Source organism: Enterococcus sp. AZ091 (assembly GCF_051714805.1).
Lineage (GTDB): Bacteria > Bacillota > Bacilli > Lactobacillales > Enterococcaceae > Enterococcus_D > Enterococcus_D gallinarum.
This window is the reverse complement of the sequence record NZ_JBIOSO010000001.1, coordinates 1,396,655-1,423,267: the sequence shown is the minus strand read 5'-3', so window position 1 is coordinate 1,423,267 and position 26,613 is coordinate 1,396,655. Positions and strand designations below refer to the sequence as shown.

The 26,613-nt window shown below is 41.9% G+C and carries 21 protein-coding genes; 1 reads left to right on the top strand and 20 read right to left on the bottom strand.

What is annotated here, in order from left to right:
- Positions 1 to 31 precede the first annotated feature (31 nt).
- From IGJ28_RS07180 to IGJ28_RS07090, 19 genes are all read right to left on the bottom strand, one after another.
- Positions 32 to 1,471, bottom strand: coding sequence for a glutamate synthase subunit beta (locus IGJ28_RS07180; protein WP_156248150.1), 1,440 nt, complete (start codon positions 1,469 to 1,471; stop codon positions 32 to 34).
- A 1-nt stretch (position 1,472) separates the two neighbouring features.
- Positions 1,473 to 5,960 (bottom strand): glutamate synthase large subunit, encoded by a 4,488-nt coding sequence (gene gltB, locus IGJ28_RS07175; RefSeq protein ID WP_252712206.1) that lies wholly within the window; start codon positions 5,958 to 5,960, stop codon positions 1,473 to 1,475.
- A 371-nt stretch (positions 5,961 to 6,331) separates the two neighbouring features.
- A complete protein-coding gene (gene ileS / locus IGJ28_RS07170) occupies positions 6,332 to 9,127 on the bottom strand; it encodes an isoleucine--tRNA ligase (protein WP_438845307.1) in 2,796 nt (931 codons plus the stop codon).
- 375 nt (positions 9,128 to 9,502) lie between these two features.
- The gene (locus IGJ28_RS07165) at positions 9,503 to 10,252 is read right to left on the bottom strand and encodes a DivIVA domain-containing protein (protein WP_003127647.1); all 750 of its coding nucleotides are present in this window, start codon (positions 10,250 to 10,252) and stop codon (positions 9,503 to 9,505) included.
- A gap of 19 nt (positions 10,253 to 10,271) precedes the next feature.
- Positions 10,272 to 11,054 carry an RNA-binding protein gene (locus tag IGJ28_RS07160; RefSeq protein WP_003127645.1) on the bottom strand — a complete coding sequence of 261 codons (783 nt, stop codon included), beginning with the start codon at positions 11,052 to 11,054 and terminating at the stop codon, positions 10,272 to 10,274.
- 18 nt (positions 11,055 to 11,072) lie between these two features.
- Positions 11,073 to 11,345: a YggT family protein gene (locus IGJ28_RS07155; RefSeq protein ID WP_029487179.1), complete on the bottom strand. Its 273-nt coding sequence runs from the start codon at positions 11,343 to 11,345 to the stop codon at positions 11,073 to 11,075.
- Positions 11,346 to 11,362: 17 nt separating this feature from the next.
- On the bottom strand, positions 11,363 to 11,977 hold the full coding sequence (locus IGJ28_RS07150) for a cell division protein SepF (protein WP_005471891.1): 615 nt from the start codon (positions 11,975 to 11,977) through the stop codon (positions 11,363 to 11,365).
- A 13-nt stretch (positions 11,978 to 11,990) separates the two neighbouring features.
- Positions 11,991 to 12,665, bottom strand: coding sequence for a YggS family pyridoxal phosphate-dependent enzyme (locus IGJ28_RS07145; protein ID WP_252712205.1), 675 nt, complete (start codon positions 12,663 to 12,665; stop codon positions 11,991 to 11,993).
- A gap of 12 nt (positions 12,666 to 12,677) precedes the next feature.
- Positions 12,678 to 13,916, bottom strand: coding sequence for a cell division protein FtsZ (gene ftsZ, locus IGJ28_RS07140; RefSeq protein WP_003127641.1), 1,239 nt, complete (start codon positions 13,914 to 13,916; stop codon positions 12,678 to 12,680).
- 31 nt (positions 13,917 to 13,947) lie between these two features.
- Positions 13,948 to 15,264 carry a cell division protein FtsA gene (gene ftsA, locus IGJ28_RS07135; protein ID WP_003127640.1) on the bottom strand — a complete coding sequence of 439 codons (1,317 nt, stop codon included), beginning with the start codon at positions 15,262 to 15,264 and terminating at the stop codon, positions 13,948 to 13,950.
- Between the two features lie 154 nt (positions 15,265 to 15,418).
- Positions 15,419 to 16,369, bottom strand: coding sequence for a cell division protein FtsQ/DivIB (locus IGJ28_RS07130; protein WP_138371644.1), 951 nt, complete (start codon positions 16,367 to 16,369; stop codon positions 15,419 to 15,421).
- An 86-nt stretch (positions 16,370 to 16,455) separates the two neighbouring features.
- Complete coding sequence (gene murG / locus IGJ28_RS07125; protein ID WP_438845306.1) at positions 16,456 to 17,550, bottom strand: undecaprenyldiphospho-muramoylpentapeptide beta-N-acetylglucosaminyltransferase; 1,095 nt, start codon at positions 17,548 to 17,550, stop codon at positions 16,456 to 16,458.
- On the bottom strand, positions 17,547 to 18,923 hold the full coding sequence (gene murD, locus IGJ28_RS07120) for a UDP-N-acetylmuramoyl-L-alanine--D-glutamate ligase (RefSeq protein ID WP_156248154.1): 1,377 nt from the start codon (positions 18,921 to 18,923) through the stop codon (positions 17,547 to 17,549). Before murD ends, murG begins: the two co-directional genes overlap by 4 nt.
- 14 nt (positions 18,924 to 18,937) lie before the next feature.
- Positions 18,938 to 19,900, bottom strand: a complete 963-nt coding sequence (mraY, locus tag IGJ28_RS07115) for a phospho-N-acetylmuramoyl-pentapeptide-transferase (protein WP_438845305.1) — start codon at positions 19,898 to 19,900, stop codon at positions 18,938 to 18,940.
- Between the two features lie 12 nt (positions 19,901 to 19,912).
- Positions 19,913 to 22,120, bottom strand: coding sequence for a penicillin-binding transpeptidase domain-containing protein (locus tag IGJ28_RS07110; RefSeq protein WP_041119492.1), 2,208 nt, complete (start codon positions 22,118 to 22,120; stop codon positions 19,913 to 19,915).
- Positions 22,121 to 22,540, bottom strand: coding sequence for a cell division protein FtsL (gene ftsL, locus IGJ28_RS07105; RefSeq protein WP_003127633.1), 420 nt, complete (start codon positions 22,538 to 22,540; stop codon positions 22,121 to 22,123).
- A 5-nt stretch (positions 22,541 to 22,545) separates the two neighbouring features.
- Positions 22,546 to 23,505, bottom strand: coding sequence for a 16S rRNA (cytosine(1402)-N(4))-methyltransferase RsmH (gene rsmH, locus IGJ28_RS07100; RefSeq protein WP_438845304.1), 960 nt, complete (start codon positions 23,503 to 23,505; stop codon positions 22,546 to 22,548).
- A 14-nt stretch (positions 23,506 to 23,519) separates the two neighbouring features.
- Complete coding sequence (gene mraZ / locus IGJ28_RS07095; RefSeq protein WP_003127631.1) at positions 23,520 to 23,951, bottom strand: division/cell wall cluster transcriptional repressor MraZ; 432 nt, start codon at positions 23,949 to 23,951, stop codon at positions 23,520 to 23,522.
- A gap of 207 nt (positions 23,952 to 24,158) precedes the next feature.
- Positions 24,159 to 24,527, bottom strand: a complete 369-nt coding sequence (locus IGJ28_RS07090; RefSeq protein ID WP_003127630.1) for a DUF3397 domain-containing protein — start codon at positions 24,525 to 24,527, stop codon at positions 24,159 to 24,161.
- Between the two features lie 330 nt (positions 24,528 to 24,857).
- On the opposite strand from IGJ28_RS07090, the gene IGJ28_RS07085 reads away from it, so the two are divergent.
- Positions 24,858 to 24,977 carry a DUF4044 domain-containing protein gene (locus IGJ28_RS07085; RefSeq protein WP_005471881.1) on the top strand — a complete coding sequence of 40 codons (120 nt, stop codon included), beginning with the start codon at positions 24,858 to 24,860 and terminating at the stop codon, positions 24,975 to 24,977.
- 126 nt (positions 24,978 to 25,103) lie between these two features.
- Here the strand turns inward: IGJ28_RS07085 and cls are convergent, their stop codons facing one another.
- Positions 25,104 to 26,549: a cardiolipin synthase gene (gene cls / locus IGJ28_RS07080; protein ID WP_003127628.1), complete on the bottom strand. Its 1,446-nt coding sequence runs from the start codon at positions 26,547 to 26,549 to the stop codon at positions 25,104 to 25,106.
- Positions 26,550 to 26,613: the final 64 nt, after the last annotated feature.

The following is a 26,613-nucleotide window of genomic DNA, read 5'->3' as shown; positions in this document are numbered from 1 at the left end:
CTTATCTGTCGCATTTATCCCGTTGTTTTTGCTAAATTTGTTGATAAATCAAGGCCCTCAGCGATTGATCGACTTTCTCCGCAGCGAGCCGCCCCTCTCGAATTGCCCAAATCACTAAGCTAGGACCTCTTTTTGCATCACCAGCTACCAAAACCCGTTCATTATTGGTTGTATAATCATCATAGATTTCACGGACATTGAAGGTGTCTAACAAGTGTGTTTCTGGACCTAAGAAGCCCATTGCCAACAAAACTAAATCGGCTTTCATCACTTGCTCTGTACCAGAGATTGGCTGAAAATTCTCATCTACTTTGACTGTTTCGATCCCAATCACTTGTCCCCGTTCCGCTCCTACAAAAGCAGTCGTCGAAATGCTGTGATACGTATGTTCCTGTAGAACCGCAGCAACTTCTTCCTGACCATACCCGATTTTAGCTGTCATTGGGTATTCAGGCCATGGATTTTCAGCTAAACGCTGTGGTGGAAGCTGTGGCGTGATTTCCAGCTGACGAACAGAAGCAGCCCCTTGGCGCATCGCAGTCCCTAAGCAATCATTTCCGGTATCTCCACCGCCGATCACGACCACGTGTTTGCCTGCCAAGGATTCATTCGCAGCTTTTCCATGGTTCAATACCTCTTTGGTTGCTGCTGTCAAATAATCAACAGCAAACTGAATCCCAGTCAAAGACCTTCCTGGGATCTTTAAATCCCGCGGAACACTGGCGCCAGTAGAAATAATAACACGATCATAAGCAGCTTCTAATTCTTCAGCAGAAATGTCGCGGCCGACTTCGACATTCGTTAGGAACGTCACGCCTAGTTCTGCCATCAAATCGATTCTGCGCTGAACCACTGTTTTATCTAGTTTCATATTAGGGATACCATACATCAGCAACCCCCCGCAACGATCACTGCGTTCATAAACCGTCACTTGATGACCTAACTGATGCAAGCGCCAAGCAGCGGATAGACCAGCTGGTCCACTGCCAATGATGGCAATTTTGAAACCAGTTGCTGCTTGCGGTTCTCCCGATGCTCGGACCCAATCATTCTCAAATGCAGTGTCGATAATGAAACGCTCATTGTCATGAATCGTGACCCCGCTCCCATTTAGCGCCTCCGTGCAGCCTTTCTCACAAGGAGCTGGACAAACCCGTCCGGTCATTTCAGGTAATGGATTCGTTTTCGCTAACCGTTCAAAAGCCGCTTGAAACCTGCCTTGATAAACAAGATCATTCCATTCAGGAATCAAATTATCGTTGGGGCATCCAGAAACTGTCCGTTGCCCACCATAGAAAGAACCGGTATGACAAAAAGGAATGCCACAATTCATACATCTTGCTGCTTGTTCTTGCCGCTCACTTGCCGGCAATGGTTCTTGCAGTTCTTGCCAATCAGTGATCCGCTCTGCTACCGGACGATACGGATTTTCTTTTCGAGGGTATTTTAAGAAACCAAAAGGATCTGCCATACTAGTCATGCTCCTTTCCTGGGATCGTCATCTGAGGACCGACAACTGACTCAAAAGCTTTAGCGATCAGTTCATCTCCTGAGAGACCTTGTTGCGCCAATTGATGAGTCGCTTCCACCATTTGATGATATTCCTTAGGATAAACTTTGATGAACAACTGCTTATGATAGAGCCAATCGCTTAGAATCTCGGCTGCTTTTAAGGAATCTGTATAGGCAAAATGGTTCTCGATCAATTCTTTCAATACCGCATCATCCCCGCTCTCATCTACCTTAAACAATTCCACCATTTCTAAATTGCATTGAGCAGCAAACGCTTGCTCCGGATCGTACACATAGGCGACACCTCCAGACATGCCAGCAGCAAAATTGCGGCCCGTCTTGCCTAGAATAACAGCGACACCTCCAGTCATATACTCGCAGCCATGATCGCCGATTCCTTCTACAACCACTTTGGCTCCGCTATTTCGAACACAGAAACGTTCTCCTGCCAGACCTCTGAAATATCCTTCTCCTCGATTTGCCCCAAAGCAAGCCACATTACCTACAATGGGCGACTGTTCAATATCATAACTAGCATCTGCTGGCGGTACAATGATCAAACGGCCACCACTCAATCCTTTGGCTACGTAATCATTGGCTTCTCCAACCAATCTCAGCTCAAGTCCTTGCGTTGCAAAGGCACCAAAACTTTGACCCGCAATTCCTTGATAATTGAATTGCAGCAATCCTGGAGGAAGTTCATAGTTCCCAAAGCGTTCTGCAATCCATCCCCCTATGCGGGCACCAACAGAACGTTGAATGTTGTTGATCGGTTGACTGATAGCAACAGGATGTTGTTTTTCAATTGCTGCTTTGGCAAAACTATCCAATTCTGGCCATTGTCGTTTCTCCAAAAAAGGATCCGTCACTTTACGTGCAATCGGAAGTGTCGTACCCAAGATGCGAGCGAAATCCAATGATTTTGCTTTCCCTTTGGCAATGAAACGAGGTACCAAGACTTCTGTGTGACCCACCATCTCATCAATGGTACGAAAACCCAGTTCTGCCATGATTTCTCTGAGGTCTTCTGCTAAGAAAAACATAGTATGAATAATATGTTCCGGTTTACCAGCAAAAAACTTTCGTAAAGCTGGATTTTGGGTGGCAATACCCACGGGACAAGTATTCAGACTGCAGACTCTCATCATCACACAGCCGATCGCAACAAGGGCCAATGAAGCAAAACTGTACTCTTCAGCACCTAAAAGTGCCGCAATCGCAATATCCCTTCCCGTCATCAATTTACCATCCGTTTCTAAGGTCATCCGCTGACGAAGATGATTCAGTGCCAATGTTTGATGAGCTTCTGCTAACCCCATTTCCCAAGGCAAGCCCGCATCTCTGATGGAATTGCGGGGAGAAGCACCAGTACCGCCATCATAGCCTGATATTACAACAACATCAGCACCTGCCTTGACAACACCGGTTGCAATCGTTCCAACACCCGTACTGGCAACCAGCTTCACATTGATTCGCGCATAAGGGTTGATGGTCTTTAAATCATGGATCAATTGTGCCAAATCTTCAATCGAATAAATATCGTGATGAGGAGGTGGTGAAATCAAGCGAACCCCAGGGGTTGATCCGCGAATCTCAGCGACCCAAGGGAAAACTTTATTTCCAGGCAGTTGACCACCTTCACCTGGCTTCGCTCCTTGAGCCATCTTGATCTGCAACTCATCGGCACTCATTAAATACTCCGCATTAACTCCAAAACGTCCAGAAGCAACTTGCTTGATCCGACTATTGTAATTTTTGCCGTTGACCGCTTTGAAACGCTCGCGATGTTCTCCGCCTTCTCCACTATTTGATTTAGCTCCGATGGCATTCATTGCCTCAGCAATACATTTATGAGCTTCCTCACTTAGCGATCCATAAGACATTGCTCCTACTTTGAATCGTTTGACGATTTGGACAGCAGGCTCTACTTCCTCCAATGGAATTGGCTGACGCGAAGGTGTGAACTCCCATAGTGAACGAAGTGTCGTGGGTGTGCTTAAAGCCTCTTGATTCATGACAGCTGCATACTCCTTGTACAACTGATAATCTCCTGTGCGCACCGCTTTTTGAAAGTGATAGATGGTTTTGGGATTAAAAAGGTGATGCTCACCTTCTGCTTTAAACTGAAAGCTGCCTCCCGAATCTAGATAATCCTGTTGTTTTTCACCATAGGCAGCTTCGTATCGCTCAAAATACTCTTGTTCGATTTGTTTCAACGACAGTCCGCCAATCCGAGAAACAGTTCCCGTAAAATAAAACTCAGTGACTTGTGGTGAGATACCGACAGCTTCAAAGAGCTGAGCACCATGATAACCGGCAATAGTTGAAATTCCCATACGAGACATAATCTTTATGAGTCCCTTCTCACAGGCCTGTCGATAATTTTCGACATGATCACTCATGTCATAATAATGCAGCGTTTCGTAAGCCCCGTAAGGATGAATCCCACTGGCACCGTAGCCAACTAACATAGCATAGTGATGAACTTCGCAGACTTCAGCCGTGTCAACAATGAGTGAGGCAAGCGCTCGCTTTCCTTTTCGCACCAAGTAATTATGCAAACCCGAAACAGCCAACAAGACAGGAATTGCCATCTTACCTAGTTGTGGTGCAATGGGTTCGCGATCACTTAACACGAGAATCGTAGCCCCTTGATCAATTTTGGCTTCACTTTCTTTAAAAAGAGTATCCAATGCTTGGTGCAGTGTTTGCTGCTCATTGCCAGTCACAGAATAAAGAGTAGAGAGGACTGCCGCCGATTGTTGTTTCTGATTTAGATGTTTGATCTTCAGATACTCGCTTGTGGCTAAAATCGGACTAGCGATTTTTAATTTATGGCAATTTTGGCTAAGATCTTTTGTAACATCGCCATCTCGTCCCAGAAATAATTCTGTACCGATCACTAGCTTTTCGCGAATCGCGTCAATTGGTGGATTCGTTACCTGTGCGAATTGTTGCTTAAAGTACGTAAAAAGCGACTGGGGACGTTCACTTAAGATTGCTAATGGTGAATCAAATCCCATGGAGATAACCGGTTCCTCTCCTGTCTGAGCCATAGGGATCAGCAGTGTCCGGATGACTTCGTCGGTGTACCCGTGAAGTTTCCATAACCGCTGTAATGTCTCTGTCGATAATCCATCAGAAAAAGGGGGTTCTGGTAAGTCATCCATCGTTAACAAATTTTCTGTCAACCATTCGCGATAAGGATGAGCATGCGCATATTTTTCTTTGATCTCTTTATTTCTCAAAATCAAGCCATTTTTGGTATCGACCAAAAACATATTGGCTGGACCTAAAACCCCTTTTTCAATTACCTCTGCTGCGGGTAGATCAACCACCCCTGATTCGGATGCTACGACAACTAAGCCATCCCTCGTAATTGAATAGCGGGAAGGCCGCAACCCATTGCGATCCAAAGCAGCACCCACCAGCTCACCATCCGTAAAACAAAGCGCTGCCGGTCCATCCCATGGTGCCATAAAACTAGCATTGTACTCATGAAAAGCAACTAGTTCTTCTGGCAAACCGGCTTCTTTCGACCAGGCTTCAGGTACCATCATCAAAAGCGCCTGAGGTAAATCTCTCCCTTGGCGATACAAGAATTCCATGCAATTCTCAAGTTTTGCGGAGTCCGAATTTTCCTCATCATAGACTTCGATTTGATGACTATGCATCCAATTTTCGGCTCCTCTTAACGTATTGATTTCCCCATTATGGGCTAAAAAACGAAAAGGCTGCGCGCGATTCCAGCTAGGAAAAGTATTGGTTGAAAAACGAGAATGAGTCAATGCGATACTGGAAGTCATACGCGGATCTTGTAAGTCCGTATAAAACAGTCCGACCTGATAAGCATGTAACATGCCTTTATAGACGATTGTTTGGCTAGAAAGACTGCAGATGGCTAGTTCCTTGGCTGCATAGTTTTTTTCTAATTGTCGCCGCAAATGATACAAACGGTCCTCAAAATCTCTTCCGACTGTCACATCGAGAGGTTTTTCAATAAAGAATTGACAAAAACTAGGCATCACTTTTTGTGCTCCTGGACCACATTGCGAATAGTCATAGGGAACTTCCCGCTGCCACAACACCCGAAATCCCATTTGCTGAATATCCTGAGCAACGGCCTTTCTTAATTTGACTGCGGATTCTCGTTCTTGCGGCAAAAAAAACATGCCTACTGCATAGTGACCTTTCGGCGGTAAAACAATCTCTGCCGCTAAAGCAATTGCTTGAAAAAAAGGATCAGGTAATGCCATCAACACACCAGCGCCATCCCCTGTATCTGGTTCGGCTCCTGTTCCGCCACGATGATTCATTCGTTCTAACATCGTCAACGCATTTTCAATCAGTTTTCTCGAGTATAATCCATCTTTTTGTACGATAAAGCCCATGCCACAAGCATCACTTTCAAAACGAGGATCATACATTAATGTCTCTTTTTCACTCATCCCCTCATCCTTTCTTTAAATATTCTGAATATTCCAATTTTTAATAGTTTACCTTTTCTATGTAAATCTTGCAATCTTTTTCTGCAAGTTGGTCTAGCTTCCTCTCAAAAACGCTGAACGGGTAAAACCGATTGGGACAAAGCGAGCACGATTGCCTAGCGCTGCATTTTTATCACTTCTATGCTTCTTATCATCAGTTGCTGTCGTCTAGATGCTATTGCTAGGAGAAAACGATGAAAAAGACACAAAAGCTGATAACTAAGTCAGCACAATGAAATGATCACAAAAAACGTGTGCCATCGGACGATCTAAGTAGATCGTCCAACGGCACACTGATAATTTTTGGCTTACCTTTATTTCTCAGCTAATTTTTATTTCTCAAAGCCTTCAGCAACGGCTTCTGGATAATATTCTTCCACCAAATGAGCACAACGCCCGCAAAGTGTTGGCAGTTTCTCATCCACTCCGACATCTGTCCGCACTTGCCGACAACGGTCGCAGACTTCACCATCGGCTTTTTCGATCAAGATTGCACCATCTTCAAATTGTAGCGCTGCTTCTGGAGCGGCACTTCCTGCTTCTTTGATTTCGAAGAAGTCTGGTGAAATGATCAATAATTGGGCCAAATCAGCATCAACAGCCGTTAATAGGTCTGCCAGCAGTTGTGATGGATAGATGGTCACTTTTGCTTCCAATGACTTACCAATCAGTTTTTCATTCCGTGCTTCTTCTAGTGCTTTCAGGACATTGTCACGGAATGAAAGAAATGCCGTCCACATATCAAGCAACTCAGCTTGATTCGCAAATGATTCATAACTTGGCAATTCAGCTAGTTGAACATAGGCTTCCTCTTCTTTTAAGTGAGACCAGATTTCTTCTGCTGTGTGAGGAATGATTGGCGTCAACAATTTTGTCAAAGCCACTGCCGTTTGGTAAAAGACAGTTTGCATTGCTCGCCGTTGTGGATCATTTTCCGCTTCGATATAAACAACATCTTTCGCAAAGTCTAAATAGAAAGCAGAAAGATCGCCAGTCAAGAAATTGATGATCGTCTTATAGATATGCAAGAAATTGTATTTCTCATACCCATCTTCACGAATGGTTTTGATCGTTTCGTTTAATCGAACCAGCATGTATTTGTCTACAGAGCGTAAGTTTTCATAAGAAACCATATCCGTTTTTGGATCGAAATCAGCCGTATTGGCTAATAAGAAACGCATTGTATTACGGATCTTACGGTAAACCTCGGAGACTTGATTCAAAATATCCATTGAAACTCGGACATCTGCTTCATAATCTACACTGCTAACCCATAGGCGAAGGATATCGGCACCCATTTGTTTGATTACTTTCTCTGGAGCAATGGTATTTCCAAGAGATTTACTCATCTTCCGGCCTTCACCATCCAAGGTAAACCCTTGAGACAAGACTGATTTGTATGGTGCTTCCCCATTGATCGCCACACTTGTGGTGATACTTGAGTTAAACCATCCACGGTATTGATCTGAACCTTCCAAATACATGTCAGCTGGGAAAGTCAACTCTGGACGTTGACGCAAGACTGCTTCATGAGAAGAACCAGAATCAAACCAAACATCCATGATATCTGTTTCTTTAGAGAATTTGCCATTTGGTGAACCCGGATGCGTAAAGCCTGCAGGCAATAATTCTTCGGCTTCTTTTTCAAACCAGATATTTGATCCGTGTTGTTCAAATAGCGTTGCAACATGTTCGATCGTTTCTGGTGTAATGATTGCTTCGCCGTTTTCGGCGTAGAAAATCGGCAGTGGTACCCCCCAGGCACGTTGACGTGAGATGACCCAATCGCCTCGATCACGAATCATGTTGTACAAGCGTGTTTTGCCCCAAGGAATGATCCAGTCCACTTTCTCGATCTCATCAAGGATGTTTTGACGGAATTGATCGATTGAAGCAAACCATTGTGGTGTTGCCCGATAGATAACAGGTTTTTTGGTCCGCCAATCATGAGGATAACTATGGACAAAGAAATCAAGTTTCAATAATGCACCTTTTTCTGCTAACAAATCGGTGATCATTGGGTTCGCTTTATCATAGAAGATTCCTTCAAATCCTGGTGCTTCTTCCGTAAACATCCCACGACTATCGACAGGAGATAGGACATCTAATTTGTATTTTTTGCTTACGATGTAGTCGTCTTCCCCGTGCCCAGGAGCAGTATGAACCAATCCAGTACCTGCTTCCAGCGTGACATGGTCACCTAGCATCACCAATGAAGTCCGATCATAGAAAGGATGCTGGCCAGTCATGTATTCTAGTTTTTCTCCAGCAATTTCTTGCAAGATTTCAACACTTTCCCATCCAATAGCTGCTTGAACAGTCTCCAACAAATCTTTGGCGATCACAAATTTACGGCCATCTGCCATGATTTGAACATAAGTAAACGTTGGGTTTACTGAAATTCCTAAGTTTGCTGGTAATGTCCAAGGTGTCGTCGTCCAAATAACGAAAGATGTATCTTCATCAAGGATTCCTTTTCCATCTGCTACAGGAAAAGCGACATAGATCGAAGGTGATTTGACATCTTTGTATTCGATCTCTGCTTCTGCCAATGAAGACTCGCTGGATGGTGACCAGTAGATTGGCTTTAATCCTTTATAGATGTAGCCTTTTTCTGCCATCTTTCCGAATACGCGGATTTCAGCAGCTTCGTAATCAGGTGTCAAAGTGATGTAAGGATGATCCCAATCGCCTGAGATTCCTAAACGTTTAAAGTCCTCACGTTGGGTATCTACTTGTGTCAAAGCATACTCTTCGCATTTTTTGCGATATTCCGCAAGTGTCATTTCTTTGCGTTTGATGCCCTTATTTGTCAGCACTTGTTCGATCGGCAATCCATGCGTATCCCAACCTGGTACATAAGGTGAGCGGAATCCTGACATTGATTTAGAACGTACAATAATGTCTTTACTGATTTTGTTTAATGCATGACCAATGTGGATATTGCCATTCGCATAGGGAGGGCCATCATGTAAGACAAATGTTGGTTTCCCTTCGTTCAGTGCTTGTCTTTGTTGATAGATATTTTGTTCTTCCCAATCTTTTTGCCATTCGATTTCGCGATTAGGCAAATTTCCCCGCATCGGAAAAGCCGTTTTTCCCAGATGCAATGTTTCTTTCATCTTCATTGTATTCGCTCCTTTTACTGATTACTCATGATTATGGCATGTGCAAGCACATGTCGATCAAACAATTTTGTCTATCCTGCCTCAATTTCAGTGAATTCACTCATTGAATCGACCAAATCCTTCTAATAAGCCCATAGGCTATGAAGTTATAAAAAAAACACATCCATCCCGGAAAGGGACGAACGTGTTCGTGGTACCACCCAAATTTTATTGTCAGTGACAATTCTTTGTTGATCGGTAACGAGATCAAACGTTGGACTCTACCACTGTTCAAGACCAAGACTAACAGATGATCTAATTTCTTACAGGGTTTTATCCGGCTTCCACTCTCCCAGACTCGCTTTAAAAGTATAAGAAATTTTTCTGTTCTGTATATTAGTCATTTGTTTTATTTAATTCATCTAGTAATTGACGTGCATCATCCAATGTTTTCACTTCTGGATTTTCTTCTACATCAATTTCTTTCTCACTGGATTCCACGATTTCTACTGGACTCTCCACTGCTTCTGAGTTTACTTCAGAATCATTTTCGCTGTCAAGTTCTTTTGATAAAACTTCTTTGATTACTTGATGAGAATCTTTTACATAGCTAGAAAATGGCGCCAAAATTTCTTCCCATTCTGGACTTTTTACTTGCTCTAATTGTGTTTGCAGCATAACCAAAAGATTGTTGTGGAAAACGCGCGTTTTCTTCTTCAAATCATTGGTTTCAGTTGCCAATTGACGCGCATTATTGGTTGCATCCGTCAGAATTTCTTTGGCTTTTTCTTCTGCAGCTGTTGTCAATGCATGAGCGCGTTTTTCGGCATTCGTTACTAATTCATCTGCACGGTTTTGAGCAGAAGTAACGATCACTTCAGATTCTTTGCTTGCGCTCGTTTTTACTTTGTCTGCGGTATCTTGAGCCACGATAATCGATTGGTTCAATGCATCTTTCAATTCATTGAAATACTCAAGTTTTTCTTCTGCATGCTTCAATGATTTTTCTAGTTCACGGTTCTTTTGAACAGCTTCTTCATAATCACGAACGATCATATCTAAGAAGTCATCGACTTCATCCTGATTGTAACCGCGCATTTTTACTGAAAAGCTTTTGTTTTGAATATCTAATGGAGTTAATGCCATAAGTTTACACCTCTTTGTTTTATTTACGTAATACACCTAATAACAATCTAACTTTTTCTTTTTTTGTCGTGCCTTCTAACCCCTGAATCTGGATACGCCCAAATCCTCTGATTGATACGATATCCAGTAGATCCAACATAAAATCCGGACGTAATGTTTCTGTCCAATTGACTTTCACTTTGCCAGACTCGATGAGTTGTTTGGAACGCTGGCGCGAAATATTATAGACAGCAGAAATGACAGTATCCAAACGGAGAGAGCTGACCGTTTCTCGTTCTTCGCTCCAGCCGTCTTTTGGTACGATCAATTCCGTGTACTTCGTTTCTTCGAGGCGAACTGAGACATTCCCGATTTTATCGACCTGTGTTTGGACAAAATGACTGATTTCGCTTGCCACAAATACTTGCCAATTTTCCCCATCAGAAATGATGTCACCAAAGTATTCCCTTTTGACCCCTGTGCCCATTAACGTTCCTAAAACCTTCCCATGACTTAAAACCGTGAATTTTTTTGGATAGATAATGGTGAATAATACCAAATCAAATTCTTCACTTGCTGGTTGGTAATAGTCTGGGTAGATCAGGCACCGTCTTCTTTCAGCAGCTTCATATCCGCCAAAAAATTGAAAACTCAAATCGGTTGATTGCCGAATCAGACTTTCTAAAATATAGGCTTGCCGCGGATCAAGAAAATCTGTTAAATAGGGTGCGTATTGCATCTGCACTTGTTCGATCCAGCCTTGCGCAGAATCAATAAAAGGGTGCTCATCGCTTCGAAAATGCTGATAGACATTTGCGTTCACCGATATTCACCCCTTACGTTAGAATAAGATTGCTTGTAGAAGAACGAACAGACCTTGCGTTGCTAGCTGCAGAACGATAATGGCAAATGCAATCGTAAAGTCGATGCCAGCGAAACTCAGATTTAGACGATCAAACAAACCTAGATATGGTTCACAGATTTTTGCTAAGAAACGTCCAAATGCTGATTGGTATCCTCCCGGAAACCAAGAAAGCAAGGCATAGATCACTAATAATACTGTATAGAGATATACTGCATCACTGAATAGATTTAATAACCTAAAGACTAAAATATGCTTTCCTCCTTGACTCAGATATCGAAGAAATTACTATCTGCTAATGTTTGAGCAGTTCCCTCGATCTCCATTCCTTTTGGCGTACATAAGAAGATTTCATCTCCAACACGCTTGATATCGCCATCTTCAGCGTACACTGTTCCCGTCAAAAAATCAACTATTCGCCGTGCTTGGTACTCCTCAATTAAATGAAAATTAACAAGTACTGCATCGCCATTGATCACTTGTTTCGCGATTCCCATCGCTTCTGAATAAACTCTTGGTTCTACGATAGTAATCTTGCCTGCAGCCTTGGACTTTATTTCTTTTGTTTTGGGATTACTGCGTTGTTGGGCCATAGAAACGACCTTTTCCTCTGTCTTTTGGACAGGGCGTTGTTGTCTTTCAAAGGACGCACTTGATGCTGTTGAACGCTGCGCTTGCGCTTGCTGTGATGGCATATGGCTTCGTGAAAATGTATTCGTTGGATTTTCAGCACGAGTCGTGCGTGGTGCAACATAAGAACTACCTTGATTGACGGCGATATTTTGCGGGGATCGCACAGATTCTTGAGCTACCACGCTTTCTTCGTAATAATCTTCTTCATCTGTCAATCCAAAAAAATTGGTCAATTTCTCTTTTAAAGACATATGTCAACCTCCTTTACTCCTGAAATAATGCGGTGCCGATGCGAACAACTGTCGCACCCGCTTGGATCGCAACGGCAAAATCATTACTCATTCCCATACTTGTTTCTGTACATGGAGCATGTGCCAAGTGCAGCGCTGCGATTTTTTCTTGTAATTCTTTCAACTGATGAAAATAATGGAGCTGCTCTGCTTCTGAAGAAGCAAGTGGTGCCATGGTCATCAAGCCGATGACATTGATTTTATCAAAGGGCCGCAACTCTTCAATAAATGAAACAACGTCGTCTGGTGCAATTCCTTGTTTACTTGCTTCACCTGAAATATTGACTTCTACAAAACAAGCAATCGTTTTTGCTGCTCGTTTTTGAATTTCTTGCGCCAATTTCAGCGAATCTAACGCATGGAAATAATCAACTTCATTTATAATTGATTTTACCTTTCTGCGTTGCAAATTACCAATAAAATGCCAGTTTACTTCTGGAAAATCTGCTAGTTGCTGCTTTTTTTCCAGGAGTTTTTCTACTCGGTTTTCCGCACAGTCAGTGACACCGGCTTCGATGATCTTCCGTGTTTTTTCACTATCGACAGATTTTGTCACAGCAACCAGACGAACCTCACTTGCTTTTCTAGAAACAAGAGCACAAGAATCCTGGATCTCTTGCTGGATCTTGTGCAAGTTCTCAGAAATCATGTGCTCTGCCTCCTAGCGTTTGCGACGGAAGAATGGTGGTGTACTTAATTCATCGTCGTCATTTGTTTTTACTTCATCTCTATTGAATGTATCAAATTCTTTTTTTTCAACATTCTCAAATTGGCTTTCTTCTACTTTAGGACGAACGTTTTGTTCTTTACGAATATCCCAATCACCAAAGCCATGATCATCTTCTACGTGTGAAGGTTTCGCCTGATCCATATCTAACGTTGGTTTTTGTGGAATTGAATGGATTTGACTTTGTCTGCTTGTACGAGAAGAGCGTTCCTTTTTTGAAGGATCGATACCTGTTGCAATCACAGTCACACGGATTTCATCTCCTAAGTCTTCATTGATTGAAGTTCCTAGAATAATGTTTACGTCGCCTGTTGCAGCACTTGCTACGATATCAGAAGCATCTTGTGCTTCAAATAAAGTCATGTCTAATCCGCCAGTGATGTTCAGTAAGACTTGTTCTGCACCATCGATAGATGTTTCTAGCAATGGAGAAGAGATCGCCTTTTTCGTTGCTTCGATGACACGTTCTTCACCGCTAGCAACACCAATACCCATCAATGCTGTTCCTTGATTTTCCATTACTGTTTTCACGTCAGCAAAGTCCAAGTTGACATAGCCTGGTGCAGTAATCAGATCAGAGATTCCTTGTACCCCTTGACGCAATACATTGTCTGCTTCACGGAATGCTTCCAGCATTGGTGTCTTCTTGTCAACAACTTCCAATAAACGGTTGTTGGAGATGATCAATAATGTATCGACGTTTTCTTTTAGTTTTGCAATTCCTTCAGCTGCGAAACGGCCGCGTTTTGGTCCTTCAAATGTGAATGGACGAGTTACTACGCCGACTGTCAATGCGCCGATTTCTTTGGCAAGTTTTGCAACAATCGGAGCTGCCCCAGTTCCGGTACCTCCACCCATGCCGGCAGTGATAAAGATCATATCAGCGCCTTGCAAGGAATCACGAATTGCGTCTTCACTTTCTTCTGCTGCTTTTTCTCCAACTTCAGGTTGAGAGCCAGCACCTAGACCGCGAGTATATTTAGGGCCTAATTGGATCACTGTTTCAGCTTTTGAATTTTTCAATGCTTGCACATCTGTATTGGCAGCGATAAATTCGACACCTTTAACGTTTTCTTCGATCATACGGTTGACAGCATTGCCGCCGCCGCCGCCGACACCGATAACTTTGATTACAGCGCCATCATTGATATTGTTATCAATTGAAAATTCCATAGTTTATCTTCCTCCTGAGTATCGTTTTAGATTATTCAAAGATATTTGAGAAGAAATCTTTGACACGATTCGTGATCGATTCGCCTTTCTTCTCTTCTTCTGGTTCTTCATAAGTTTCTTCTGGAGCCTCGTACTGCTCATAAGAAATCTCTTGTTGAACAGCAACAGGTTGTTGCGTCGTACGTTCACCCGTGATCGCGCTTTTAGCAAGCTGATAAACTTCACTTAAATTAGCAGAATAATCAACGATACTGATCACATTAGTGAAAACCGGATTTCTCAATCCCATATGGTTTGGCACGTATAATTTCACATTTGTTTCGAAGACTTCCTGTGCTAAATCGACAACGCCAGGTAAGCTAGCAGCTCCGCCAGTCAAAATAATTCCGCCTGGTAATTCAAACGCATCGATTTCATTCAAGACATCTTTTGATTTATTAAAGATTTGCTCCATCCGTGCTTCGATGATTTCAGCAAGATACCGTTCATCGATTTTGACAGGTTCAGATTTACCAATGACGTCCACTGGGAATTCTTCGCTTGCCGATGTACGTTCAGGATAAGCATCACCATAATTGATTTTTAGCGCTTCTGCATTATTGAAAGAAGTATTCAACACAGTAGAGATGTCTTTTGTTACAAATTCTCCACCTTCTTGATTGACATGGGTGAATTTCAACTGTTTGTCATGCATTACCGAAGTCGTTGTTTGACCGCCACCAATATCAATCACGATCGTACCAAAATCTTTTTCGCCATCTGATAAAATCGATTCAGTCAAAGCTAGTGGTGTGATTACAAGTTCGTTGACAATCAAGCCGGACTTTTCAACACATTTGCGAATATTGTGCAAAATCGTTTTAGGGCCTGTATAAACTACCCCAAACATCTCCAAGCGGACACCGATCATTCCGCGAGGATCTTTGATCCCTTCAAAGCCATCCACAGTAAACTCTTGCGGTAAAATGGCAATGATCTGTCTTTCAGGAGGTGTAGATCGAACGAGCGCTGCTGATGCTACGTTACGCACGTCGTCATCTGTGATTTCTTTTGATTCGCTGTTGACAGCAATCATCCCTTGGCAATTTTCAACTTCTAACAGATTGGCTGGCACACCCACGCTCACACTGCGAATTTGGATACCCGCTTTTTCTTCTGCTTGTCTTACTGCTCTTTGGATGGCTTGAACCGTCTTGTCAATGTCTACAATGATTCCGCGGTTGATTCCTTCTGATTTTGCATTTCCTACACCAATAATGTTCATTTGGCTATCAACGTATTCAGCTACAACAACTTTCACAGATGTCGTACCAATATCGAGGCCAACATACATTCCCGTTTTTGCCATGGATGGGGTTCCCTCCTACTTAATTTGCATATATCGCGAACCTTGAAAAGTTCGTATTTATATCTAATTAGAATAATTTGTTCACTGTTACCAATTCTACCATATAATAGCGATTTTTAGAAACAAGTTAATGAAAAAAACTCTTGAATTTTTCCTAAGAATCCCCTTCGGTCGATTGTTCTGTTGCCGAGTCACTGTCTTTTGTATTGGAAATCGGATAGGTAAAGATGCCCACTTCCATATCGATGATACTGTCTTCTTTCAAATCTTTTGCGATTTGCGGATAATACTGCATTTGACTAGCCATATTTGAAATGTTCACAATCACTTGGTTACCATCATTCATATAGATCGTTAACAACTCGTCATTACTGTCCCGAGGCGTGTACTTGATTTGAGAAATTCCTTCACGGATCTCTTGACTGAGCTTCTGATAAGCAGTCAGTACTTCTTTGATTTTTGACTGATCCGAAAAGCTCTCTAAAATAGGTAGTCCTTCCAGAGGCTGGTCACTCGGTTCATTGATCACGACACCACTTTCAAGAATAGGTGAATAATGATTATCGCTTGCTAGCAATGCCACCTCTTGGTACTCCGATACCCGAATCTTGAACTGGTTTAAAGAAGTGATTGTCACTTGAACATTTTTGACACGAGGCAACGCTTTTTTGATGGCTTGTTCCGTTTGTTCGCGGTCAAAATACTGCGGCCATATTTCTTCTCCAGTCGTTAATTCCGAATGTTCGATAATTGATTGGGCGGACACTTGATCATTGCCCACGACTTTAACATCCGCTAACTTACTCAACGGGGAGACGTAATACAGAATAAATAACAACGGGATCAGCAAAACACCAATAATCAACAGCAATCGGCGCAACAATACTCGATTACGGTATTTTTTTAAATTGGGCAATCGATCAGCAAAAGAGCGGGGAGCTTGTTCTGAATCTTCAGTCTCTGCGCCTTCTTCGTGCTTTTCTTCTGTTTGGTCTTCTGATTGTTCTTCATCTGAGTGAATCCCGGAAATGACAGAGGGTGACCATACAGGTTGATCGCCTTTTTCTTTTTGATAACGCAGATTTTCTTTCTGCCAAGGGGTCAATTCTTCTGTCGTGGGGGTGGTTTGATTATCATGAGATTTCTTATCTTTACTGATGACAATCTCTCCTTTCTATCCAACACATTGTACTATTTGATTACCTCTTGCACAAGTCGAAATAGTCGCTCAGATGCATCACTGATTCCTTGCTCTTTCGACGCCTTTGCCATTTCCATCCGTACGTTTTCATCACTCATGATCGCATCGACACACTCAATTAGATTTTGACTGTTCAACTCATTGTCCGCAATCATCTTGACTGCCCCAGCATTGACTAAGCTTTGCGCATTTTTTGTTTGATGATCATTCGTCACATAAGGACTAGGAATCAAAATCGCTGGTAATCCCAATGCAGTAAATTCAGCGATCGATGTAGCGCCAGCTCGTCCTATCAACAAGTCACTATTCGCCATGACTTCTGCCATTTGATCGATGTAGGGGCGAATGCTGATATTTGGAAAGGCATCTTTCGACATACCGATCTTCTCTTCGATTTCTTGGTAATAACGGTCACCAGAAGCATATAACAGTTGATAATCTTTCTTTGCAAAAAGTGGAATTGCTTCGATAATCGCTTGATTGATTTTCAGTGCTCCTTGACTGCCGCCAAAGACTAAAACAGTTTTTTTCTTAGGGTCAAGGTCATAGGAAGCAAGGATCGCAGACTTCTGACTGTTTTTTACTTCTTGCCCGCGGGGATTCCCCACCAAGACCGTCTTCTTATCCGGAAAATAGTGCGCTGCATCCTGAAAAGCAATAGCAATCTTGTCCACATATCTGGTCAAAAATTTATTAGTGATTCCAGGAACACTATTTTGTTCATGGATGATCGTTGGGATCTTAAGTGCTGATGCCGCGTAGCCCACAGCACCAGAGACATAGCCCCCTGTCCCGATCACTACATCCGGTTGAAATTCTCTGAGTATTTTCTTTGCTTCACGATAACTTTTCAGGAAAAGTTGGACTGTTTTGACATTGTCCAATGAAAGTTTTCGTTTAAAGCCTTGTATTTCTAACGTCTTAAAAGGAATCCCGGTTGGCGGAACGATTTTGTTCTCTAATCCACGGGTAGCCCCAATATATAAAAATTCAGCTGTTGGATCAATGGAACGAACATAATCGACAAAAGACAATGCCGGATAGATATGCCCGCCGGTTCCACCGCCAGTTACTAGTATTTTCATTCACTTCGCTCATTTCTGTTAAGTTCTGCTACTGCCGCCATAAATTTATCCCCCCGTACTTCAAAGTTCGGGTATTGGTCCCAGCTTGCATTGGCCGGTGATAATAAAACGGTATCTCCCGGTTGGCTTAATTGATAAGCCAAAGGAACAGCTGTAGTTACATCTTCTGTCAATTTAATCGTTTTGATTCCTGCTTTACGTGCGGCTTCAGCAAGTTTCTCTTTTGTTTGTCCGAACAAAACAATCGCTTTGAGATCTTGCAGTGATGGAATCAGCTCATCAAAGGAGTTGCCGCGATCCAATCCTCCAGCCAACAAAATCAACTGATCCTTTTGGAAACCACCTAAAGCCATCTCTGTCGCCAAGCTATTTGTGGCTTTCGAATCATTGAAAAAGCGAACCCCTTCAATCGTATCAACATACTGAGTACGGTGAGGTACACCGCTAAATGTATGCAATGCTTGAACGATAGCCTCATTTGCTATCCCTTCTAATTTTGCCACTGCGATTGCAGCTAATGCATTTTCAACATTGTGACTGCCGGGAACGCCCAGTTCAGAAACAGGCATGATTGCCTCATCTTTGAAATATAACTGCTCTTCAAAAAGATACGCACCAGCCACTTTTTGTTGTGTCGAGAATGGAATCACTTTTGCTTTTGTTTGTTGAGAAAGTTCGACTAATTCTGGCTGGTTCCAATTGATGACTAGAAAATCTTCTGCTGTCATATTTTGCTGCAGCCGCCATTTAGCCCGCACGTATTCGGATCGATTGCCATGATAATCTAGATGAGCTTCATAAATATTCGTGATGACCGCAATCTTGGGATGTAATGTTTCGATCCCCATCAATTGGAAGCTGGAAAGTTCCATGATCAAGCGATCTTTAGCGCTAGCGGTTTGGGCGACGGTACTTGCTGGAAAGCCAATATTTCCAGACAACAATGCCCGGCCTTCACTAAATCCCGTATTTAAAACATTAGCGATCATCGTAGTGGTCGTGGTCTTTCCATTCGTTCCAGTGATCCCAATGATCGGTGCTTCCGAAATTTTGTAAGCTAACTCTACTTCCGTAATGATTGGGATATTTTTTTCGATCGCTTTTTGGACAATAGGCTGATCATAAGGAATCCCAGGATTTTTGACCACAAGTGAAAAACCCTCATCCAGTAGTTCAATTGGGTGACTGCCGGTGATTACTTTAACGCCTAACGCCAAAAGATCCTGTGCTTCTGGATTTTCGGCAAAGGGTTTTCCGTCATTAACAGTAACAAGTGCGCCCAAATCATGTAACAATTTAGCCGCACTGAACCCACTTTTTGCTAATCCTAGCACAAGAACTTTTTTATTTTGATATTCATTTATATTTTTCATATGATTCATCTCTCCTACCATACAATCACTAATGTGATGATCGAACATCCTAAAGCAATCAGCCAAAAAATTGTATCGATCTTCCATTCCGACCAGCCACTCATTTCAAAATGGTGATGAATAGGCGACATTTTAAAAATCCGTTTACCAGTCAATTTGAAAGAAGCGACTTGCAGCATGACACTTGCTGTCTCAATCACATAGACAAGTCCGACAAGTAATAATGTCCATTCTTGGTGAAGCAGTATTGAAACTGCTGCTAAAAGACCGCCCAATGCAAGGGAGCCCACATCACCCATGAAAATTTTAGCTGGTTTACGATTGTAAGGGAAGAAGCCGATCAATCCTCCAATGACCGCTAAACAGACGATCAGGATATCGATTTGATCTTGACGCCAAGCAATGAGGCCATAAGTTGCAAATGAGATCGTACCGAGTCCAGCAACCAAGCCGTCAATCCCATCTGTTAAGTTGACGGCGTTTGAAAAGCCAACTAACCAAAAAATCACAAATGCGCCGTAAAAGATCGATAGCGGCAGCTCAAATCCAAAGAGATTCAAAACATTCGCATTGCCTTCTGATAAAAAGACCAGATAAAAGACAATCCCACCGATGATTTGTCCGATCAATTTTTGTAAAGAGTTTAAACCCATGTTGCGTTTCTTGAAAATTTTGATGAAATCGTCCAAGAATCCAAGCGCACCATAAACCAAGATAATAAATAACAAAATGAACAGCGATGCGGTCAACTGCTTTTGCCATGCGCCAACCCAAACTGCTGTGATCAATGCCGCAATCAAAAATACGAAGCCGCCCATTGTAGGAGTGCCAGCTTTGACATTGTGCCATTTTGGCCCTTCTCCTCGAATCTCTTGTCCGTATTTTTTCATTTGAAAATAGCCGATAAACAGCGGCATTGCAGCAGTAACGATTGCAAAACTACTGGCAAGTGGAAATATCATCTCTGTCCATTCCATAGTGTTCTCTCCCTATTCTTTTTCGCTCAATTTGAAGGTGATTGTTTGATCCGTGATTTCCTCATAAGGTGCAAGACTTTGGGAAACACAATACCCGTCGCCCTCAAATTTGACATCAACATCCAACATGTTGCCCAATTTGACTAAATCAGCTTTTGACCATGTGGTGGTGTCAGGCATATAAATTTTGTCACTATCCGTTAGCAAAAGAAGTCTTTCTCCTGGCAGTACTTTCGATCCACTGTCCACAGACTGATCGATAACTGTTTTTCCATCCCCTAATACTACAGGTGCTAGACCAATTTTTTGTACATCAGTTGCCGCGGTAGTTGTATCTAATTTACGATAATCATTGACGGTTACTTTCTGACTATTTTCTGTTGCTGTTTCTTCTAATGTTGCTTTCTTTAAATCCATCACGCGTTTCATCAACGGATTGGCGATTTTTGCCAATGCTTCGCTGTCGTGGTGTTCTGGTAATTTAATTGTTAGATAAAGAATGTATTCAGGGTCTTCTGAAGGAACCATTTCTACGATTGAGTACAAGTAATTGGAATCCCCAGATAAGTATTTCCCAGTTTTTGGATCAGCTACTTGGGCAGTCCCAGTTTTTGCTGAAATATTGTAACCAGGTACACTATAGACACCATACGCACTTCCGTAGTTTTCACTTTCTACCACATCACGCATATATTCTCGAACTTTCGTCGCTGCTTGTTCCGTGATAGGGTGTCCAACAACTTCTGGCTGTGTTACAGTCTCTTCACCTGTTTCATTGTCCACGATTTTGCTGATGTATTGCGGCTTGACCATCGTGCCGTTATTTGCGACTGCGGTAAAAGCCTGCATCATTTGAAAATTCGTCACACCGATTGCCTGACCAAATGAAGTCATTGCTTGACTGACCGGATTATTTTCCGGCATGATCCCAGTATTCTCATTTGGCAGACCCGAGTACGTACTGCGACCAAATCCAAACTGTTGCAAGTATTGTTGCCAACGGTCTGTCATTCGTTGTTCCAAAGTAACCATCCCAATATTACTTGACCAAGAAAGAGCTTGACGCATCGTCAATGTTCCTTTTTGACCAAAGTCCCAGTCATTGATTGTCGCATCATACAGTTTCAATCCATCCGGACTTGGTGTAAAAGTTTCATTTTCATCGAATATCCCTTGATCGATAGCAGCAGCTGTGGTTAAGACTTTCATGGTCGATCCTGGTTCATAGTTGTCTTCGACCAATAAATTCTGCCAGGTCTTGATGGTACTTAAATCATCAGGATCATAGGTTGGCCTTTGTGCCATCGCCTCGATTTCTCCTGTTTTTGCATTCATTAATGTGGCAGTCAGATCTTCTGGCTTGTATTCTTTGAACACTTTATCCATGAGCGTTTCTAAATAGCTTTGAATCCGGCTATCAATCGTTGTATAGATATCTTTGCCATCTACCGCTGCCACTGATTCTGCCACCGTTCCCGGTAGCGGGTTTTGATTGTTATCCTTTTGATAGACGATTTTCCCGTCTGTTCCGGATAATACATCATCATAAGCAGCTTCTAGACCAGTTTTTCCTACTAAGCCAGAAGAGTCGTTCTCCTCATTTTCTGCTAGAGCATAGCCGATAAAGTGAGAAGAGAAAATTCCATTAGGATACATTCTAGAAGGATGATCTGTAAAATAAAGGCCAGCGATTCCTTCTTTTTTCATTGCTTCTTCGATCGCTGTCTTTTTCTCCAGCGTCATTTTACTTCCTTGGCTACCGAATTCCACTTGCCAACGTTCTTCTTTTAGACCTTTTTCCAAAGTTTGCACAGCCTCATTCTGATCAATACCTAGTTGCTCATTCAGAATTTTGGCTAATTTATCAAAGTTCTTCTCTTCAGCATATAAATTCTTTTTCCCACTAACGTAGGATTTTGACAAAATAGCATAAACAGAATAAGAAGTTGCATCTTCTGCGATCGCGATCCCGTTGCGATCATAGATTGTCCCGCGTTTTGCTTTGACAACTTCGCTTCCTTGATAAAGGCTCTTGGTTTTCTCAGCCAATGAAGTACCTGCCACATTACCTACGATAACAATGTAGCTCAAACGCGTGACAAACAAAAAGAACAATCCAATACTCGTAGCAAAGAGAATAATACCTACTTTTTTGCGATTGTTCGTTGTAGTTTGATTTTTCTTTTTCAAGTATTGCTTGAATTTATCTGTTAGCTTCATTTAATCCACTTTCCTTAAATTGTCATCATCGATCGACAATCCATTATCCTCAGCAACCTTTTTGATACGCTCAGTTTTAGAAAGTTCGTTTCTTTCTTGCTCTAATTGTTCTGCTTGACTATTTTTTTCATTGATGTCTGATTGGATCAGTGAAATATCATGTTCGACTTGACTGATCGTAGTCCGAATATTGATCGTCAGGATCGCTAATGTCAAAACGGCAATGATCACAAATGCTGCAATCAGTTTTTCTAAATTAGAGATACTTTTTAACCGGCGAGCAGGAGATGCTGGTACACGGATAACCTCAGGACGCTCAGGTTCGCTTGGCAGCTGTTCAATTGTCGGTTCAGAGTGAGCATAAAACTCTTGTTCAGACGTTTCTTCAAATTCATAATCATGAACTTTTAGTTCTGCCATAATTGCTAACCTTCGCTTTCCTTCATTTTTTCCGCGATCCGCAGTTTAGCACTACGGGAACGATTGTTTTCAGATACTTCTTCTTCAGAGGGAAGAAGTGGTTTTCGAGTAATTAATTTTAGTACTGGTTGAAATTCTTCGGGGATGATCGGCAACCCTGGTGGCACATCTTTTGGGGTGCTGTAAGCTTTGAACGTAGACTTGACGATTCGATCTTCTAAAGAATGGAAAGTGATAACACTGATTCGTCCATTTTTTTCCAATAAATCGATGGCCTGTTCCAAAGATTCTTCAATGACACCTAATTCATCATTCACAGCAATCCGAATGGCTTGGAAGATCCGTTTGGCCGGGTGTCCGCCTTTGCGCCGCACCGGAGCGGGAATCGCTGTTTTGATAATCTCGACTAATTCTCCAGTCGTTTCGATTGGTTTATTTGCTCGTGTCCGTTCAATTTCACGAGCAATTTGTTTTGAAAATTTTTCTTCTCCATAACGGAAAAAGATTTTTACAAGTTGGTGATAATCAAATTGATTCACTACCTCATAAGCAGTCAAAGCAGCCGACTCATCCATCCGCATATCTAATGGTGCATCCTGATGATAACTGAACCCACGTTCTGCTTCATCTAATTGCGGCGAAGAAACGCCTAAATCATACAACACACCACTTACTTGATCGACACCCAGTTGCTGCAAAGCTTCCTTTAAATAGCGGAAATTGCTTTTTATAAACGTGACCATTCCTTTAGCCACATAAGGCGCTAAGCGTTCTTTGGCATGATCGATCGCTTTTTGATCTTGGTCAAATGCGTAGAGGTGTCCCTCTTCTGATAATTGGGACAATAAATATTCACTATGACCCGCTCCACCTAATGTACAATCGACATAGATTCCATCCGGACGAATAGCTAAACCGTCCACTGTCTCCTTCAACATTACGGTGTAGTGTTGAAATTCTGCCATGCGCTTTCCTCTTCCTATAAGCCAAAATCAATCATTGTTTCAGCAATTTCATCAAAATTTTCTTCTGCTTCAGTGGTAAATGCTTGCCAACGTGCTTCATCCCAGATCTCAATCCGGTTGGAAACGCCGATGATCACGCAGCTTTTCATAAGTGACGCGTGTTCACGCAAGGTTGCCGGAATATTGATACGACCTTGTTTGTCGATCTCGCACTCCGTGGCAGCGGAATAAAAGAAACGTACGAATGTCCGAGCATCTTTCTTCGCCAAGGGCATTTCGTTCAGTTTTTCTTCTAGTTTTTCCCATTCAGATAAGGGGTAACCAAATAAACAGCCATCTAATCCACGTGTCACAACAAATTTTTCTCCGAGTTTTTCTCGCAGTTTTGAAGGAACGATTAGTCGGCCTTTTGCATCTATCGAATGTTGAAATTCACCCATAAACATCGATAAATAACCCCCGATCTCCACCTGATAATCACAGTCTACCACAATCCCCCACTTTCTACCACATTTAACGTGAAATTTAAAAGTGAAGTTCTTTGACTAATTTTTACCAAACGAAAAAACAGGAGTTTCTTTCTCTTAAAAAGTTTTTAAAAAAAACTTTAAGCAGAAAAATCTCGATGGGATAAGGGTTCTCCTTGTCACAAATTACAAATACTTGACGATATTTAAAATGATCAAAACAACATGGAAAATCAATGTAAACAAAAAGATACTCCGCCAGTACATTTTGATGTATCTGCCATACTGGATTTCTTCGTAATAATACGCTTGAAAGACAGCTAAGAGAATCCCCAGTAATAAGATAGAGATCAAATAATAGGGAGTGATCGATTGCTCAAAGGTATTCTTTGATAACTGATGAATCCCAATCACCAAAAAAGGCACAGCTAAGTCGGGTGCCTTCAGTCCAAACCGTTCTTTCAAAGACAACGCAGAAACTAAAAATCTGCAAGCAAAAAAAACGACTAATGGAAAGATATACCAAAATAAAACAGCAGGCCCAAATCCAGACATACAAACAAATCCTTTCTAACAGCTAGTGTAACTATACTTTATTTTCTTTACATCTATGTTTCAGTTCGTTTAAAAATCCGCGGTCCAATAAGACAGTCTGCAATCTTTTACTTTCCTTACTCAAGCATCCTGCTTATTTTCTACTTATTTTTCTCTATGTCTTTACTAATTAAAACAGAACAACCCCCCTTCAACAAGAGAATCTTTGAAAAAACTTTTTGTGCTCTTGCAAAATATTCAAGATTTCTTAATTTATAAGAATAGCAGCTTGAGTTCTTTGGTAATTGGAGGTAAACTGTGACTAGAAATCAATCTAAAAGGTGGATCACGATGAACGAAAAAAAACCAAAAAGCACCTTCGCCAAAATCACTCAAGTAGTTATTTGGACAATGCTTATTTTGACAGTCGGGTCAGTTTTTCTGGCAGCCTACACAAGTATCATGAAATAATAAAAAACAGCAGTTGCATGAATCACCTTCTAACGTTGATCCAAAAAACAAACGTTAGAAGAGGTGCTTCAGCATTACTGCTGTTTTTTTGTTATCCAACTTTCACCTACGTTTACTAAATAGTTTCTATAGAAGCGGCGAAACAAGTCGTGCTAATCCCTCTTTGACCTTGATCAACAATCGGCGATTCCGGTATTTTTCCAAAGTCAATTCCTCTGAATCCTTGGAGTCAGCAAAAAATGCTTGGCGCGCTTCCTCAGCAACTTTTGCATCATAGACAACTGTATTGACCTCAAAGTCAAGTCGAAACGAACGAACATCAATATTCGCAGAACCAATCGAAACGACCCCACTGTCAACAATCATCGTTTTAGCGTGCATAAAACCTTTCTCATAAGTCTCTACCACTGCACCATAGGCTAATAACTCAGCAGCAAAGGAGTAAGTTGCCCAATAGACAAGTGGATGATCTGGTTTATTAGGGATCTGCAAATGAACAGAAACACCGGACAAAAGTGCCAGTTTCAAGGCATTGTGGATCGATTCATCAGGAATATAATAGGGAGTCTGAATCAAAATTTCTTTTTTGGCTAAATTAATCATCTTCAAATAAGTTATCTTTATCTCTTCGTGTTCTGAATCAGGACCGCTAGTCACTACCTGTGCAGCAATCGTTCCGTTTGTTTCGATCATTGGAAACAACGCTGCTTCATATTTGATTTCGATAGCATGTTGTGAATTCCAGTCCATCAAAAACCGGTTTTGCAGTGAGTAAACAGCTGGTCCTAAAATTCGCAGATGATTATCCCGCCAATAACCAAATTTTTCTACCTCACCTAAATATTCATTTCCAACATTGAAACCACCGGTATAACCAATCTTGCCGTCGATCACGACAATTTTCCGATGATTGCGATAATTGATCCGAGGATTGAGATAAGGAACGAACAACGGGAAAAAGAACGCAACTTGACCGCCATGAACCCGTAATTCATCGAAGAATTTCAGTGAAACCTGGGTGCTGCCCCAAGCATCCAAAAGCACACGGACTTTCACTCCTCGTTTGGCTGCACGGATCAAAGCATCTCGTACTTCTCCCCCCAATGTATCACTGCGATAAATATAATATTGCATATGGATATGATCTGTGGCGCCTTCAATATCTTTGAGTAATGCATCAAATTTTTTTCGGCCATCTTTATAAAGAGTCATTTCATTTGTAGTGGTATATAACGACTGACCATAGATCGTCAATAAATAAACGAGCTGTTTGACTTCTACTTGCGCAGTGGGCGGATGGGGATAAAGATTCCGCTGCAGCGCTTGCTTTTGCTCTTCCAGCTCCACGTTCAAACCAATTTTGGCTTGTGTCCTCAAATCGAAAATTTTTTCTTTGGAGATTCCGCGACCAAAGAAAAAATAGAGTACAAATCCCACGACTGGTATAAACAATAAAACAAGCAACCACGCCCATGTCTGAGCCGTTTGCCGTCTTTCTCTAAAAATAATCACAATCGACAACAAAATGTTCACGAAGAAAATGATCGTGAACAGGTTATCCATAACTAACATACCAACCCTCACCTCTCCTAAAAGAATAGCGAACTTGCAGTCTAAAGTAAAGGTGTCGGCAAAT